The organism is Agaribacterium haliotis (assembly GCF_002312815.1).
Taxonomy (GTDB): domain Bacteria; phylum Pseudomonadota; class Gammaproteobacteria; order Pseudomonadales; family Cellvibrionaceae; genus Agaribacterium; species Agaribacterium haliotis.
Window position 1 is genome coordinate 114,573 of sequence record NZ_NKQJ01000008.1, and the last position, 14,420, is coordinate 128,992.

Genomic DNA, 14,420 nt, shown 5'->3' on the forward strand with positions numbered 1-14,420 from the left:
ATTCTCTATTTAACCTAAGTCTATCAATTACAGGTATAGCAATATGGAACTTGTCAAAGTATTTCAATCGGGTGGCTTTTTTATGTATCCGATTTTGGTGGTCATGGCCATTGGTCTGGCGATTACGCTCGAGCGTTTTTTATTTCTAAGTAAAACCCAGAGCTCAACCAATAAGGTCTGGAAAAATATCGTGCCGATGTTAAGGGCTGACGATACACCGCGCGCCGAAAAATATGTCGAGCAGAGCCGCAGCCCGCTGTCGACCATTTTGAGTTACGGTTTTGCCAAGCAGCGCAGTAACGCTAGTCGCGACTCGGTTGAAGCGGCGATGGAAGAGGGCATTATGGAAGTGATGCCAGCACTTGAGCAGCGCACTCACTATTTGGCAACACTGGCGAATGTGGCCACCTTGCTCGGCCTGCTCGGTACTATTATCGGTCTGATTCAGGCCTTTACCGCTGTTGCCAATGCCGACCCTGCTGAAAAAGCCAACTTGCTTTCAGCCAGTATCTCAGTGGCGATGAATACCACCGCTTTTGGTTTGTGTGCAGCGATTCCGCTTTTGCTGTTTCATTCATATTTGGCCACGCGTACCAGCAAACTCGTCGACAGTATCGAAATGGCGGCGGTGAAGTGCCTCAATATTATGAGTAAAGATTAATATCATGAGACGTCTTCGACGCAAGCGCATCACACAAGAAGCGGTTGAGCTCAATATTACGGCGTTTATGAACCTGATGGTTATCCTCGTGCCGTTTTTGTTGATTACCGCGGTGTTCTCGCGCATGACTGTGCTCGATCTCAACCTGCCCGCACTGGATGCTGCCGAACAGGCCGAGTCTGAGCAAAAGTTCCGCCTGCAGGTTTTAGTGAGCAAAGGTGAGTTTCTATTTCAAGACGGCCGCAGCGGCCTGTTGTTAAATCGAATTGAGCGAGACGAAGTCAATCAGAACTGGGTCCAGTTCGATGGTTTTGTAAAAAAAGTTAAAGCTAAATTTCCAGAAGCGGAAGATGTTGATTTGCTGATTGCGGCCGATGTTGACTATCGCAGCATGATTGCTGTTATGGATCACTTGCGAAGCTATAGCGAGGTGGTTGCCGCAAGCCTTGAAAGCTACGAGCTATTTCCGAATATCAGTATTGGTGACTTGCCGGAGGCCGAGCCTGTCACCAGTGAGAATCAGAGTGCGTTAAATGAAGGATAATCAGAGCCGCCGAGCCAGGCGCATGCAGCGGCATCATCAAAAAGGTAAGCAGCCGGGCTTAAACCTGGTATCGCTGATGGATATTTTTACCATTTTGGTATTTTTCTTATTGGTGAACTCGTCGAGCTCCGAGCAGCTTCCTAATGCCAAACAATTGGTGTTACCTGACTCCGTCGCCGAAGCTGCGCCCAAAGAGACCCTGACGATTATGGTGACGCGCAGCGATATCATCGTGCAAGGTCGCAAGGTTGCCAGCGTCTCTGAGGTGCTTGCCGAGCCGGACAAAAACATTCAGGCCTTGGCGGATGAGCTTAAGTTTCAGGCGGGCGATATTGAGCTTGAGGCCGGTGACGAAGGGCGCTCAGTAACGATACTCGCCGATGAAAATACCCCCTACGAGGTGGTGAGCAAGGTCTTAAGCACCTGCCAGCAAAGCAGTTATACCAATATCTCGTTTGCGGCTAATCAAAAGGCGAAGAGAGCTAGTTAATTCATGAAAGTGACTTCCTATGAACAACTGGCCTTAAGTTGGCAGCCGGATGCAAAAGAGCAGAAGCATTTTCTGTGGCTGCTGTTCGGCGCCTTGTTATTGGCGACTTTGTTGGCGGTATTAATAAGCTTCATTCAGGTGCCCGATGAGCCCAGGCAGAAAGTAAAGGTTCCCGAGCGTGTGGCAAAATTTATTAGCCAGAAACCCAAGCCTGTGCAACCGCCACCAAAGGCCGAGCCTAAACCGCCGCCAAAACCTGTTGAACCGCCCAAACCCAAAGTGGCCAAAAAGCGTGAAGAAGTTCAAAAACCTCTGACCGAGCAGCAGAAAAAAGCGCGCGACAAGGCAGCCAATACTGGCTTGCTGGCTTTGGCGAGTGAGTTTTCCGATCTGATAGACAGTTCCGCTGTTGATGCGGCGGTTTCGAGTACAGTTAAAACGGGCGCCGGTGGCAAAGACAAGGCAAGCGGCCCCGATGTAGCAGCGCTGCTGGCTTCGTCGACAGCCAAGGCCGGTGCCGGCAGAGCAGCGGGTTCGCGCCAGGTGCTTGCGCTTGAAACGGGGGGGCTGAGTGCGGCCGACTTGGTAGCGGCAAACGGGCAGCTGCTCGCCCAGGAAAATGCCCGCGCCTTGGCTGAGGCTCAGCAGACTCAAGACGGTGAGCGCCGCGGCGATCACTTGCGCAGCGAAGAAGATATCAGCGTTGTCTTTGATCAGAATAAGGCGAGGTTGCAATCGATCTATAATCGAGAGCGCCGTCGCAACCCGGGTTTGCAGGGTAAAATTGTATTTGAAGTGACGGTTGAGCCAAGCGGTCAGGTCAGCGCTGTCAAGGTGCTCAGCAGTGAACTTAACGATGCGGGGTTAGAACGCCGTCTGGCTGCACGCATCAAAACGTTTAATTTTGGCGCGCGTGCTGTTGAGCCTGTGACCGTGACCTTCCCGATCGAGTTTTTGCCGTCTTAAGCGTCGGCTTAAGACCGTTTCGGTGAGAGTTATCATGGGCTCAAGGCCTTGGCGAATACAGTTCACGGCAGTTTAATAAGGTCTAAAGCTGCAACAAGCAATATTGTAAAAGTGATGTTGTAAAAACATGTCGCAAAAACGAGGCGCAAACAAGGGTTATGCTCAGTAAAAAGCTGCAAGGACGCTTTGATCAGCACTATCGAATTCAATCATCGTCGAGCATGGCGCCTGGCGGTGCTCTGCATTTTAACGATGAACTCGCCTGCTTGCGCTTTTTGCGCAATCTCAAGGTCAGTCGCCAGCAGCTGCGAAAAATTGCAGCGGAGCTTGGTTTGGATGGCCAGTTCAGCTCGGGCGATAGTGTATTAAAAGCGCTGGCCTCTGCGCTTGTTAAGCGCCGTTTAGCGATTGTTTCCAATGTCGGTGAAGTTGCTGGTTTAAATGTAAAACCGCAACCGTTGACCTTGCTAAAACCGGGCAGTGTGCGCGGTGTAAACGGCGCTTCGGCGGATATTTATATCGGTACAGCCCAAAACCTGGCTCGCAGCCCAGCCAAAGCCAATCGCCGCGTCTTAAGTAAAAATGAAGCCGTGCGCCTGCTGGACGACGGGCATCTCGATAGCGCGTCGCTCGATGATACGATGGCAAGTGCCGGCCTTGCCGGAGCCAGCCTCTACAGCTTAATCGAAAGTGGTGCAGTGGTGCTGTATAGCCAGGCGCGCGCAAACCGTACCCTGGTTGAGCACGCGGCCGCTGATGCCGAACCCGTGCAGAAAAAAACACGAAGCCTGGGGCCCCAGACTGAAAAACAGCAGGGTGTACAAACAACTGTTAAGGACGCTCAGGCGGAGCAGGCCGAGGCGCTTATTCAGGCCGCCGAAGACGGCACGCCGTTTTGTGAGGAGTGCGGCGCGAATCAGTAGCTCCTTAGCTTATGGCTTTTTCGTTCTTGTTTATTCTCTGGTATTTGCGCGCCTCTGAGTACGCGTCCGCGCACAGGTAGCCGCGCACAGATATTTGCACATAAGCGCCTGTATTTGGGCGCGAGATTTTTGCATTTTTGTCCTTATCTTGTTTTGTTCATTTTATTGCAGGCTCGCGGTTTGTTTCCGTTGACTTTAAGCGCTGCGCCTTTGAGAGTTCTACTTTTGGGTTTGTTATAACCGCTGCGCATACCTTAGCTCCCGCAAAGTGCGAATCAGTCTTGGCTTAAGCCAATTGCTTATCGCGGCTTAGGTCAAACAAGAGCAAAATCACACTTTAGTGCTGGTTGCTTTGTTATTGTCTAATTCGCTAGACCTAAGGGGGATAATAATGAAAGCTAAAAAACTAAATTGTTTGTCACTTCTGAGTTTGCTGATGTTGGCGGCTTGTGGTGATGGTGGTGACGAGTCAGTGTCTACCAGTAGTGTCAGTGTCGGTTTTTCTGACTTTCCTATTCAGGAGGTAGAAGCTGTGGTGCTGACAGTAGAAAGCCTGAGCTTTCGCAGCGATGATGAGCTGATTGTTGTGGAGCAATTTACCAGCAAAGACCTGGGGCTTGAGGCTGCTGAACGCTTCAGTTTTGATCTGCTCGATGTGCAGGGCAACGACTACAAGTTGGTGCTCGACGATGTTGAACTGCCCATAGGCCAGTATCAAAGTTTGATTGTTAATGTGCTTGCACACGATATTGAGCAAAGTTACGTACTCGAGACCGATAGTAATACACCGCTCGAGCTTAAGGTGCCAAGTGGGGAGCTTAAACTCGGTGCCTTTAATGTGGATGAGCGCAGCACGCAGACCTTGATTGTTGAGTTTGATTTAAATCAGGCAATGACTTACAACCCGAGCCCCGAGCGCTATATTTTAAAGCCTCGCGGTGTGCGCATAGTCGGCCTGGAGCAGGCGGCAACACTGGTCGGGGATGTAGACTTGATTGCACTTCATCAGGTTGAAGCGTGCAGCGACAAAGCCGAGCTGGAACTAGGCAATGCTGTTTATCTTTACCCCGGTCACGGCCACGATGTGAGTTTGTTATCAGACGCTCACGATTCACTGGCTTCTGCACCAAGTACTATTGTGATGCCGTATGCGATCGCGCCGGTATTGGCCGATGGCAGTTATCAGATGCCTTTTATTGAGGCTGGCGATTACACACTCGCTTTTAACTGCCTAGCTTCTGAAGATAATAATGACCTTTACCAACGGCAACAAATTCCGCTGCCAAGCACTGAGCTGATCGAGCTGAGTTTTGCACCCGGAGAAGATGCGCTTTGTAATTTGCCACAGCAAAACGGCCAGTGTGGGCCTTAGTGAAATTAGTCTAGGCCCTAGTGTTGTGCTGTCTCGTTAGCGAGACCAATGCCCGCTAGGGCGTGTTCAATAACAGGTTCAAGTTCACTTAATGTTTTACCGGCGCGCGACATTGAGGCGCAGCCAAACATCAGCGCAAGTAAAAAATTAACGTGATCAGCAGCCTGAACGTGCAGTTTCATCGCCCGAGCTTGCTTGTCTTCGCTTAATACAGAATAAAGGCTGTCATAGCTTAGATTGCTGACTTCAAGAATCTTTTGCCTTGCAGGCTCTGGCAGCTCCTGGCTTTCGTTCTCCGCCGCACACAGGGCGATATAACAGCCTTTTGGTGCATCGTGATGGCATTGCTGTTCAATAACCGAGCGTAAAAATAGGCGTAAACGTTCGCGCAGCGACAGTGAACTATCGTGCAGAAACTGCCCGTGTTTAGCAGCAACGGTCTTTACGTAGTGTTCCGTGGCCTGGATAAATAACGCCTCTTTGTTACCAAAGCTTGCATATAAACTGGGCTTGTTGATGCCCATGGCTTCAGTAAGCTCACTTAAGGATGCGCTGGCGTAGCCTTTTTGCCAAAAGACACGCATCGCGGCGTCAAGCGCCTGGTTCTTATCAAATGCTTTTTTTCGACCGCCTGCCATATTTGCTTAAAACCAAGCCTCTAACGTTCGTATTTAAACTCGTGTAACAGCCCTTAGAAATTAACTGTTGACACAATAATACCGATCGGTACAGAATTGCGTCAACCTTACCGATCGGTACAAAACCCTACCGAAGTACTGTCGAGCAATGTGCACACTGCGTTTTGCGGCAGTCAAACCATGGTTGAGGTGTGAAGTTGGAACAGGGCGAATATCTAAAATCACGATCTACGTTAAAGGAGTCGTAACTCATGAGTTTTTCTATAGAAGGTAAAGTGGCGTTAGTGACCGGTGCAAATCGCGGCATAGGCAAGGCTATTGTTGAGTCGCTTATTGCTCACGGGGCAAAAAAAGTTTACCTAGCCGTTCGCAACCCGGAAACAACCCTGGAGCTTAGTCAGCGCTATGGCGACAAAGTGCTCGCCTTGCAGTTTGACGCGAGCGACGAACAGTCATTTACCGCACTTGCTGAGCAGGCCCAGGATGTTGAGCTGGTTGTGAACAATGCCGGCGTGCTTGAACCCGCTGCGCCTCTTTCCGATAACGCCGTTAAAGCCCTTGAATACGAAATGACGGTCAACGTCTACGGTTTGATTCATATCGCCCAGAAATTTGCACCGATTCTGCAAGAAAAAAGCGAGGCGGCGTTTGTGCAACTAAATTCTGTTGCATCAATTAAAAACTTTACGCCGTTCACCACTTATAGCGCGTCCAAAGCGGCTGCTTATTCCATTACTCAGGGCCTGAAAGACGAGTTTGCTGAAAAGGGTATACAAGTATTGAGTGTGCACCCCGGCCCAATTAAAACGGATATGGCGGCGCAGGCAGGTTTTGATGAAGCGGATCCAGCGAGCAGTGTTTCGGAAGGCATTGTGAAGGCGCTTGCTAGCGGTGACTTTCATCTGTTCCCAGACTCAATGGCCAAGATGTTTGAAAGCGAATATCAAAGCTACGCAACAAATATTATTACTGCCGACTTGAGCGGAGAGTAGTTTATTCTGTGGTTGTGACGGTGTTGTTGGCGCAGTCATGCGTCAACAACACCGTCACAATCGTTATCTACGCCATCTCTGCCTCGTTTGCCCCGCGTATCATTGGCGCCCGGATGCACGTTACTGGCGTCGTCATCACAGTCTTCACCGCCGCTCGCTACTGAGCAATAACCATCTCCGTCGTTGTCTATACACTCAGGCTCTGCCGGTGGTGAGGGCTCGTTGCTTGGCGTTGGGCTTGGTTCTGGAGCCGGCTGCAGGGCGTCGCCAATTTGAATCAGCCCATAACCGTAACTACTGTCTGCGCCCGTTTCGCCGAGATCCAGCGCGCTCATTTGCAATCGTTGTTTTACCTCGTCGGGCGTGCTGGCCGCGCCGTAAGCAATAAGCATGGCTGCTGCCGCGGCAACGTGAGGGCTGGCCATAGACGTACCCTGGAAAAAATAATAACCCCAGCTGCCATTTATACGAGTTTCCTGGAGCACACCATCGACGTAACCGTCGCCATTGTCATCTCTTGATGTGTCGCCGCCGGGGGCAACAAGATCCAGGCCATCACCTCGATTCGAGTAACGAGTAAGGCGATTGCGAAAATCGCTTGCGCCGACAGCAATGGTTGTTGGATATATGGCGGGGTAGCTGACGTTGCGTTTGTTGCCGTCATTTCCGGCGGCAACAACAACGGTAATTCCCGCAGCGTACGCGAGCTCTAGCTGTGGGTCGATTAGGGGGTCGCTGCGTATTCCAAAACGCGCATTAAAACCTAGGCTCATATTAATAACCTTGGCCTGTTGTATGCGGGCAAATGCGAGCCCGTCGGCAATTGAAGCACTGGTACCACTGCCGCTGTCAGAAAGCACTTTTACCGGCATAATGCAGGCATCAAAGGCCAAACCTGCAAGCCCGAGGCCGTTGTTTGTTGCCTGGGCGATGGTGCCGCTGACATGGGTGCCGTGACCGTCGCCATCATCGGTATTAAATCCGCCACTGTAGGTATTGGCGCCGCTAAGCACGCAGTTGGGGCTATCGTCGCCGCCACTGGCAAAACCGGTATCAAGCACTGCAACATCAACCCCTGCGCCACTGCTAAACTCCCAAGCTTGGCTTGCCTGGACCTTGTCAAAGTGCCACTGGAAGTTTAAATAGCTGTCATTGGGTTGGTAGGATTTTTGATAACTTAAATTTAGGCCGGCTTTCAGTCCGCGTGCTCTTAGTTTGTTTAGCTCAGCAAGCTCTTTGCCCGGGGCAACCCGGACAACACTGATGCCCGCCCAGCGGTGATAGTGTTTAATTGAGTAGTTTTTTAAGCTCGAAGGTATGGCGTACACCGCAACTTCGCTTGCGACATGAGGAGGGAGCTGTGGGGTGGGGCTGCTATTTGCAAAAACAAGTGCGGGAACAAATAACACCCAGGCCTGAATTAAAAAGATGATTTTTCGCATGCCGATACCCCTGATGGCGAAGTGCCAAGGTACTGTTCAAACATACGCATAGTGTAAGGTAGTTTGGCGCTTAAATAATTGTTGTTGCTAGAGTAATTAGAAACAAAGATAGCTTGGAGTTAGAAGGCCTGCTTATGTGTGCCAAGCCTTCTAACTTGTAGAGCTTTTGATTTAGGACTCAGGGTTTTAGATCTTACGAGGCTTCAGCATCTTGCCATGAATAATCGAGGCTTCGCTGTCGCCTTGCCAGCGTATGTTCTTTTTGGCGCAGCAGCGCTTCGTGCAATTTATTGCTGGCATCGGCAATCGCTGCGTACATATTTTTGCCTTTGGCTTTTACACTAAAGTGCCTGCCTGAATACTGGGTATCAATTTCGATATTGTGGATTTTATTTTCGACCTTGAGTTTGGCGTTTAAACGGCCGAGTTTGGGGAAGTGTTTGTGGATACGTTTGAGTTTTCGGTCGACAGCCTTGCGCAGGGCTTGAGTGGCTTGAACGTGGTGACCTGAAACATCAACTCTCATGGATGCACTCCTCATTGTTTTTGTCGTTGCATAACTGTGACAGCGCAAGAGCTAAGAGAGTTTCGTTTTATTTCGAATATTTATTTTTATCGTATTAAGCTGTGTTTAAAGAGGGTCTATCGAAGACCCTCTTGCACGTTTCCATGCGGCGCGGTTTGACTCTTAAGAGACAATTTCGAGCAATTCAACTTCAAATACAAGCGCGGAAAAAGGCGCGATTTGAGCGCCGGCGCCGCGTTCGCCGTAGGCCAGGTTGTGGGGGATATACAAACGGTACTTGGAGCCAACCGGCATTAATTGCAAGGCTTCGGTCCAACCGGCAATCACGCCACCGACAGGGAATTCAGCGGGCTGGCCGCGCTCGACAGAGCTGTCAAACACGCTGCCGTCAATCAAAGTGCCGTGGTAGTGGGTTTTCACGGTTGACGATGCGCTAGGGGTTTCGCCCTCGCCCTGAACCAGGATTTCGTATTGCAGACCCGAGTCGGTGACGGTAATGCCATCTTTTTTAGCGTTCTCAGCGAGGAAAGCTTCACCTTCGGCGCCGGCGACTTTTGCTTGTTCTGCTTTTTTAGCAGTCATGCGCTCGTTGATTTCTTTAAACGCCGCGTCAAGCTCTTCGTGGGGAACAGCGAGTTCCTTGCCTTCAAATATATCTTTGATGCCCTGGGCGAGGGCATCCAGATCAACGCCGTCGAAAGGGTTGGCGGCCAGTTGCTGGCCCATTTGCAGGCCGATGCCGTAGCTGACCTTTTTCTCTACAGTGCTGTAGTCGCTCATAGCTTGTCTCTACTGAGGTGAATTCGGGCCGCGAGTCTAGCATTAAAGGTGGCTGAATCCTAAGCAAGCGCGCAGGCTTTTCCTTTCTATACTTCAAAAACCGTGACTAAAAGAGGTTTATATGACTACGCCAATTGACAACTTTTTGAACATTTTGTCGAAGAAGGATGGCTCGGATCTGTACTTGAGTACGGGCGCGCCTCCGTGCGCTAAGTTTCAGGGCACCTTAAAACCGCTGTCGCAAACACCCTATCAACCCGGTGAAATTGAGCAGATCGCCAACCAGATTATGGATGAGGAGCAGCGCGAGCAGTTTGTGCACGAGCTTGAGATGAATCTCGCGGTGTCGGTCTCGGGCGTTGGCCGCTTTCGCATAAATATTTTTAAGCAGCGCAACGAAGTCAGCATCGTCGCGCGCAATATCAACACCGAAATCCCCCAGTTTGATCAGCTCGGCTTGCCGCCGGTATTAAAAGAAGTGATTCTGAACAAGCGGGGCTTGGTGTTATTTGTCGGTGGCACAGGCTCGGGTAAATCAACATCATTAGCGGCGTTAATTGATCACCGAAACAGCAGTTTTGGCGGCCATATAATTACCATTGAAGATCCGGTTGAGTATGTACATAAACACAAAAAAAGCATTATTAATCAGCGAGAGGTCGGTGTAGATACGCGCAGTTTTCGCAACGCTTTAAAAAATACCTTAAGGCAGGCGCCCGATGTGATTCTAATTGGCGAGATTCGCGATCGGGAAACCATGGAGCACGCACTCGAATTTGCCGAAACCGGGCATTTGGCCATTTCCACCTTGCATGCCAATAATGCCAACCAGGCGCTGGAGCGAATTATTAACTTTTTCCCGGAAGAGCGCCGGCCACAACTGCTGTTGTCGCTGTCGCAAAACCTCCGCGCTTTTGTCAGTCAGCGCCTGGTGCCAACGGTTGATGGCAAGCGCTGCGCGGCGGTGGAGGTTTTGCTCGGCACCAAGACTATTCAAGAAATGGTGCTTAAAGCGCGGCTTGAAGAAATCAAAGAAATCATGGAAAAGAGTGAAAATCTCGGCATGCAAACCTTTGATGGTGCACTTTTTCACCTTTATCGCAGCGGTAAAATTGGTTACGACGATGCGATAGCCAATGCCGACTCGGCAAACAACCTGCGTTTGCGCATCAAACTTGCCGAGAGCGAGGGTGGCCAGTCTGAACCTGAAGAGCCTGAACCGGCTGAGGTTGGGGCCCCCGCAAGTTTTGGAGAGTTGAGTCTTGAAGCGATAGAAGAAGATGAGGATGAACAAGACAACCCGTTTGCGCCCAAAGATTGAATTTCGTTTGCTGGGCGGGGGCGGGCTATAATGCGCGTTTTCCGGTTTAGAGATGGCCTACATTGAAAAAAGTTGATGATCTTGCAGACGGTCTGCGCCAGGGCATGCGCCGACTGGCATCGGGTGTGTGTGTAATCAGTGGTTTTAGCGAAACGCTTGGCCGAGCGGCGATGACAGCATCGTCGGTAACGTCGGTGTCTGACGAGCCGCCTTCGCTGCTTGTTTGCGTAAATAAGAGTGCGCAGATGGACGAGGTCTTAAAAGGCTCCGAGCATTTTTGCGTGAATATCTTAAGTTCAGAGCAACAAGAGGTCAGTGAAGTGTGTGCCACGCCTGAGCTCGGAGAAGAGCGTTTTAGTGTTGGTACCTGGCAGCAGTACCAAAAGAGTGGCCTGTATTATTTGCAGCACGCGCCGGCGGTGTTTGTCTGTGCCAAGCAAAAAGTGTTTGAACACGGCACTCACAGTATTTACGTCGCCAACGTTGACGAGGTGTTAGTTAGCGACTTAAAACAGCAGGCGCTGGTCTATGCAGAGGGGCGTTATCACTATTTGTAAAAAAGTTTGCAAAGGGCGTTGACAAGTTTCTGAAACTCTATAATATGCGCGCCTCGATTGGGTGGTTAGCTCAGTTGGTAGAGCGGCGCCCTTACAAGGCGTAGGTCACAGGTTCGACTCCTGTACCACCCACCACGCTTCATTCACGTTACGAATGACTACCGCGGTCCGGTAGTTCAGTTGGTTAGAATGCCGGCCTGTCACGCCGGAGGTCGAGGGTTCAAGTCCCTTCCGGATCGCCATATGACATAAAAAAACCCGCACAGCAATGTGCGGGTTTTTTTATGTGTGTTTGATAAGCAGCCGAAGAACGTTTAATCATAATCGCAGGGCTCAGCGCTTTGTCAGAAGCAAATCGGGATGCTGGCGCAATGCGAGCGTAGGCGCTGTTGTTGCCCTTGAAAATAAAGGCGCATATTCCCTCAAAGAATTACTAACGTTATCGCTATCACAAACTATACTGAACCTGTACAAAGGATGTGCTGTTTTGTCATAAAACTGTCAACAATTACCAGCACACTAGCCCCACAAGTAAGTGAAAGAGAGGTGTGTCATGCAAGATTATGTCGATGACATGTTAGAAGAAGCCAGTTTGGAGCATCTGCTTGAGCTGGATGAAGATGAACTGGACGAAGTTCATTTTTAGTTGTTCTCAGCGGGTGTTCTACCCGCTGTACTATTTCCCCAATCAATACATCTTTTGATTTTCAAAATCGCCGCCCCTATAACCTAGGCCTTGGCTGCTTCGTGTGGCTGTGCTGAAGCTTGCTGTATTTCACAGCATTCTTGTGATGGTGTGGCATTCTGTCTGTGCTCGTCCATAGTGATAATAATCTACAGCTACTTCCGGTGGCGGGGCTCACTCAGTGATTTTTGATGCAAATGAATTAGCGTCCGCAGTGTTCTTTTTTGACGACCAGGGGCGCGTCTGTAAACAGCTGCACATCAGTGAATTTGAGGCTGTTGTCGACGGTTTTGTCGCGCTCAACGATCTTCGCGCTCAAGAAGCGCGCTGCGCCTACGCCGAAATCGACAACGGGCTGAACGTCAGGCGTTTGGTGTTTTTTCGGCTGCCGATCAACGATAGCGGAGAAATACTCAAAGCCTGGGGTTTGCCTTTGGCCGACCTTGCCGCTGAAGGTGCCAAGAGCCGTGATCTGGGCGCCGGGCCCGTGCTTATGGCCTGTTATAGCAAGTGTCCGATACCGCATTTGCGCCGCGCGCTATGGGACCCCGAGCTCAGCCCGAATAACAATATGCTGCTTGCGTTAAAACGCGCTGCGGCTGAGAACAGCATTGGTTTACAGTTTCGCGAAGCCGAGCATAGGCCCGGTGCTGAGGTCGGCGCCGATGAGCGCCTTCGCCTCGAGCAGGAGCTGAGCACGCGCTTGCGCAAAGAGTATGACAAGGACCTGCGCGATCGCATGGCGCAGTTACTTAAAGAGCAGCGCTTGCGCATTGCAACCATGAACAGCGAGTTTGAAAAGCGCAGTTTAATTATGCGTCGAGACTTTGAGTTAGAGTCTGAGGCCCTTAAACAACAGCTACATGTGAAAGAGCAAGCGCTGGCGCAGGCGCTAAACCAAAAGCAGGAGCTGAGCGAGGATTTGGCCTCGCAGGCAGATAAATTGTCCGCCGTACGCGAGTATTTTACTCGTAAAATCGATGAGGCCAGGGGCTCTGAAGAAGATAATATTCAAGTTTTAAGGCACAGCCTGGAGGCCGAGTATCGCGCGCGCTATGAGGGGCGAAATAGGGAGCTGCAAGAAGCCCTGCAAGCCAAAGAGCTGGAGCTTTTGTATCGCAACGAAATGGAAGATCAGCTCCAGTGTGAGCTCGCCCGTTTGCGCCAGGAGCGCGAGCAAGTGTTGACCGACAGCGGTGAGCAGATACTCAATCGTATATTGGAAAGTGGCTTGTCACTGGTGTCGTTTCAGCCCGGCCTTACCAATATGAGCGTGCCGATCAACGAGCTTGCCGATTACCTCGATGATCCCGAGGCCTATGCTGCAGGGCAATGTGGAGTGAGCCCCGAGCTCTACGAGGCTTGGCTGGAGCACTATCGTTTACCTGTTTGCAGAAATACCCTCGACGACGCCACGCTTTGTGGTGAAAATATCGACCGTATAGAAAACCCAATGGATTTTACGGTCGGAGAGAGTGATTGTTGCAGCAAGTGCCGGGCGCAGCTCAAGCGCAGCCAATTAAAACTCGCGAGCAGTTAATTGCTTTTTTAGGTAACAAATACGCGAGCATTGATACATTAACTAATTCAGTTGTTCATCAGCGTTTGAGCTGGTCTGTCGCAAAGCGGGCGGGGCTCGAGCTTTATGTGCGCCGCGATGACCTTATTGATGCCGATCTCAGCGGCAACAAACTCTACAAACTCTATGGTTATCTTCGCCACCATCAGTACAATTCGCCGGCGGCGCCGGTGCTTAGTTTTGGCGGAGCCTACAGTAATCACCTTCACGCCCTGGCCTGTCTCGGGCAGTTGTTGGGCCTGAACTGTCATGCCATCATTCGCGGTCAGCGCCCCAAGCAGATGAGCCCGACTCTTGTTGACCTCGAAGCGCGGGGTATGCGGCTGCATTTTGTCAGCCGCGAGGCCTATCGTCGGCGCTCAGAGCCTGCCTATGTTTGTTCTTTGCTCAAGCAGCTTGCCTTGCCGGAAACCAGCCTGGTGATTCCCGAAGGTGGTGACGGAGAGCTTGGCCTAATTGGCATGCGTTCAATCGGCCGGCATTTGGCGAACCAGGGTTGGCAGCATACTGTTATCAGCGCAGGTACCGGAACGAGCTTTCTCGGCCTGGCGCAAGGTGTCGCTGAGGCTTTGGCGAAACACAGCTCGATTAGTGCGCTGGCGCAAGCGCAAATACCTCAGCTTTGGGCGGTATCGGCGCTGGCCGCTGGTGACAGCATTGCCTCAAAGCTGCGCGCAGCATTAGCGGGGCGCCGGTTGAGTTGGGCCTGCAGCAATCAATGGCACGCCGGAGGTTTTGCTAAGCTCAAGCCTGAGCTGAGCGCTTTTAAGTGCTGTTTTGAAAGCGAAACTGCGCTGGCACTGGATCGGGTTTATACACTCAAGCTGTTTTGGGCGCTTAAGCATTGGATAGAGGCGGGTTTATATCGCCCCGGCCAGCGCCTGCTGGCGATACACACCGGAGGTCTCCAGGGAAATCGCTCCTTAGTTGAGTGACTGTTTTAG

At 51.0% G+C, this 14,420-nt stretch carries 15 protein-coding genes and 2 tRNA genes; 13 read left to right on the forward strand and 4 right to left on the reverse strand.

Going from position 1 to position 14,420, the window contains the following annotated elements; genetic code table 11:
* The first annotated feature begins 43 nt into the window (after positions 1-43).
* The 6 genes from CFK45_RS10800 to CFK45_RS10825 all read left to right on the forward strand — a co-directional run bounded on the left by CFK45_RS10800 (position 44) and on the right by CFK45_RS10825 (position 4,956).
* Positions 44-661, forward strand: coding sequence for a MotA/TolQ/ExbB proton channel family protein (locus CFK45_RS10800; protein WP_096086453.1), 618 nt, complete (start codon positions 44-46; stop codon positions 659-661).
* Positions 662-665: 4 nt separating this feature from the next.
* On the forward strand, positions 666-1,205 hold the full coding sequence (locus CFK45_RS10805; RefSeq protein ID WP_096086454.1) for an ExbD/TolR family protein: 540 nt from the start codon (positions 666-668) through the stop codon (positions 1,203-1,205).
* The gene (locus tag CFK45_RS10810; protein ID WP_096086455.1) at positions 1,195-1,695 is read left to right on the forward strand and encodes an ExbD/TolR family protein; all 501 of its coding nucleotides are present in this window, start codon (positions 1,195-1,197) and stop codon (positions 1,693-1,695) included. The genes CFK45_RS10805 and CFK45_RS10810 overlap by 11 nt, the downstream gene beginning before the upstream one ends.
* Positions 1,696-1,698: 3 nt before the next feature.
* On the forward strand, positions 1,699-2,661 hold the full coding sequence (locus CFK45_RS10815; protein ID WP_096086456.1) for an AgmX/PglI C-terminal domain-containing protein: 963 nt from the start codon (positions 1,699-1,701) through the stop codon (positions 2,659-2,661).
* A gap of 158 nt (positions 2,662-2,819) precedes the next feature.
* Positions 2,820-3,584: a hypothetical protein gene (locus tag CFK45_RS10820; protein ID WP_143247556.1), complete on the forward strand. Its 765-nt coding sequence runs from the start codon at positions 2,820-2,822 to the stop codon at positions 3,582-3,584.
* A gap of 391 nt (positions 3,585-3,975) precedes the next feature.
* Positions 3,976-4,956, forward strand: a complete 981-nt coding sequence (locus CFK45_RS10825) for a DUF4382 domain-containing protein (protein WP_096086458.1) — start codon at positions 3,976-3,978, stop codon at positions 4,954-4,956.
* 17 nt (positions 4,957-4,973) lie between these two features.
* On the opposite strand, the gene CFK45_RS10830 is transcribed toward CFK45_RS10825, so the two are convergent.
* Positions 4,974-5,594 carry a TetR/AcrR family transcriptional regulator gene (locus tag CFK45_RS10830; RefSeq protein ID WP_096086459.1) on the reverse strand — a complete coding sequence of 207 codons (621 nt, stop codon included), beginning with the start codon at positions 5,592-5,594 and terminating at the stop codon, positions 4,974-4,976.
* Between the two features lie 251 nt (positions 5,595-5,845).
* Here CFK45_RS10830 and CFK45_RS10835 point away from each other — a divergent pair, with 251 nt between their 5' ends.
* Positions 5,846-6,586, forward strand: coding sequence for an SDR family oxidoreductase (locus tag CFK45_RS10835; RefSeq protein ID WP_096086460.1), 741 nt, complete (start codon positions 5,846-5,848; stop codon positions 6,584-6,586).
* A 35-nt stretch (positions 6,587-6,621) separates the two neighbouring features.
* Here CFK45_RS10835 and CFK45_RS10840 read toward each other — a convergent pair whose 3' ends face one another.
* The 3 genes from CFK45_RS10840 to CFK45_RS10850 all read right to left on the reverse strand — a co-directional run bounded on the left by CFK45_RS10840 (position 6,622) and on the right by CFK45_RS10850 (position 9,334).
* Positions 6,622-8,028 (reverse strand): S8 family serine peptidase, encoded by a 1,407-nt coding sequence (locus tag CFK45_RS10840; RefSeq protein ID WP_096086461.1) that lies wholly within the window; start codon positions 8,026-8,028, stop codon positions 6,622-6,624.
* 193 nt (positions 8,029-8,221) lie between these two features.
* A complete protein-coding gene (hpf, locus tag CFK45_RS10845) occupies positions 8,222-8,554 on the reverse strand; it encodes a ribosome hibernation-promoting factor, HPF/YfiA family (protein ID WP_158224673.1) in 333 nt (110 codons plus the stop codon).
* Positions 8,555-8,716: 162 nt separating this feature from the next.
* A complete protein-coding gene (locus tag CFK45_RS10850) occupies positions 8,717-9,334 on the reverse strand; it encodes a BamJ family beta-barrel-assembly machinery protein (protein WP_096086463.1) in 618 nt (205 codons plus the stop codon).
* Positions 9,335-9,455: 121 nt separating this feature from the next.
* Between CFK45_RS10850 and CFK45_RS10855 the strand changes: the two genes are divergently transcribed.
* From CFK45_RS10855 to CFK45_RS10880, 6 genes are all read left to right on the forward strand, one after another.
* Positions 9,456-10,655, forward strand: coding sequence for a PilT/PilU family type 4a pilus ATPase (locus tag CFK45_RS10855; protein ID WP_096086464.1), 1,200 nt, complete (start codon positions 9,456-9,458; stop codon positions 10,653-10,655).
* A 62-nt stretch (positions 10,656-10,717) separates the two neighbouring features.
* Positions 10,718-11,212 carry a flavin reductase family protein gene (locus tag CFK45_RS10860; protein ID WP_239923644.1) on the forward strand — a complete coding sequence of 165 codons (495 nt, stop codon included), beginning with the start codon at positions 10,718-10,720 and terminating at the stop codon, positions 11,210-11,212.
* 59 nt (positions 11,213-11,271) lie between these two features.
* Positions 11,272-11,347, forward strand: a tRNA-Val gene (locus tag CFK45_RS10865).
* 30 nt (positions 11,348-11,377) lie between these two features.
* Positions 11,378-11,454: transfer RNA gene (locus CFK45_RS10870), tRNA-Asp, on the forward strand.
* Between the two features lie 624 nt (positions 11,455-12,078).
* Positions 12,079-13,437, forward strand: a complete 1,359-nt coding sequence (locus tag CFK45_RS10875; RefSeq protein WP_096086465.1) for a sodium:proton antiporter — start codon at positions 12,079-12,081, stop codon at positions 13,435-13,437.
* Positions 13,377-14,411 carry a 1-aminocyclopropane-1-carboxylate deaminase/D-cysteine desulfhydrase gene (locus tag CFK45_RS10880; protein WP_096086466.1) on the forward strand — a complete coding sequence of 345 codons (1,035 nt, stop codon included), beginning with the start codon at positions 13,377-13,379 and terminating at the stop codon, positions 14,409-14,411. Before CFK45_RS10875 ends, CFK45_RS10880 begins: the two co-directional genes overlap by 61 nt.
* Positions 14,412-14,420: the final 9 nt, after the last annotated feature.

Excerpts from the sequence above, each read along its gene's own strand:
- CFK45_RS10830 (WP_096086459.1), bottom strand. The coding sequence starts at position 5,594 with ATGGCAGGCGGTCGAAAAAAAGCATTTGATAAGAACCAGGCGCTTGAC.
- CFK45_RS10815 (WP_096086456.1), top strand. The coding sequence starts at position 1,699 with ATGAAAGTGACTTCCTATGAACAACTGGCCTTAAGTTGGCAGCCGGAT.
- CFK45_RS10850 (WP_096086463.1), bottom strand. The coding sequence starts at position 9,334 with ATGAGCGACTACAGCACTGTAGAGAAAAAGGTCAGCTACGGCATCGGC.
- CFK45_RS10825 (WP_096086458.1), top strand. The coding sequence starts at position 3,976 with ATGAAAGCTAAAAAACTAAATTGTTTGTCACTTCTGAGTTTGCTGATG.
- CFK45_RS10800 (WP_096086453.1), top strand. The coding sequence starts at position 44 with ATGGAACTTGTCAAAGTATTTCAATCGGGTGGCTTTTTTATGTATCCG.
- CFK45_RS10805 (WP_096086454.1), top strand. The coding sequence starts at position 666 with ATGAGACGTCTTCGACGCAAGCGCATCACACAAGAAGCGGTTGAGCTC.
- CFK45_RS10820 (WP_143247556.1), top strand. The coding sequence starts at position 2,820 with ATGCTCAGTAAAAAGCTGCAAGGACGCTTTGATCAGCACTATCGAATT.
- CFK45_RS10840 (WP_096086461.1), bottom strand. The coding sequence starts at position 8,028 with ATGCGAAAAATCATCTTTTTAATTCAGGCCTGGGTGTTATTTGTTCCC.
- CFK45_RS10810 (WP_096086455.1), top strand. The coding sequence starts at position 1,195 with ATGAAGGATAATCAGAGCCGCCGAGCCAGGCGCATGCAGCGGCATCAT.
- CFK45_RS10855 (WP_096086464.1), top strand. The coding sequence starts at position 9,456 with ATGACTACGCCAATTGACAACTTTTTGAACATTTTGTCGAAGAAGGAT.
- CFK45_RS10835 (WP_096086460.1), top strand. The coding sequence starts at position 5,846 with ATGAGTTTTTCTATAGAAGGTAAAGTGGCGTTAGTGACCGGTGCAAAT.
- hpf (WP_158224673.1), bottom strand. The coding sequence starts at position 8,554 with ATGAGAGTTGATGTTTCAGGTCACCACGTTCAAGCCACTCAAGCCCTG.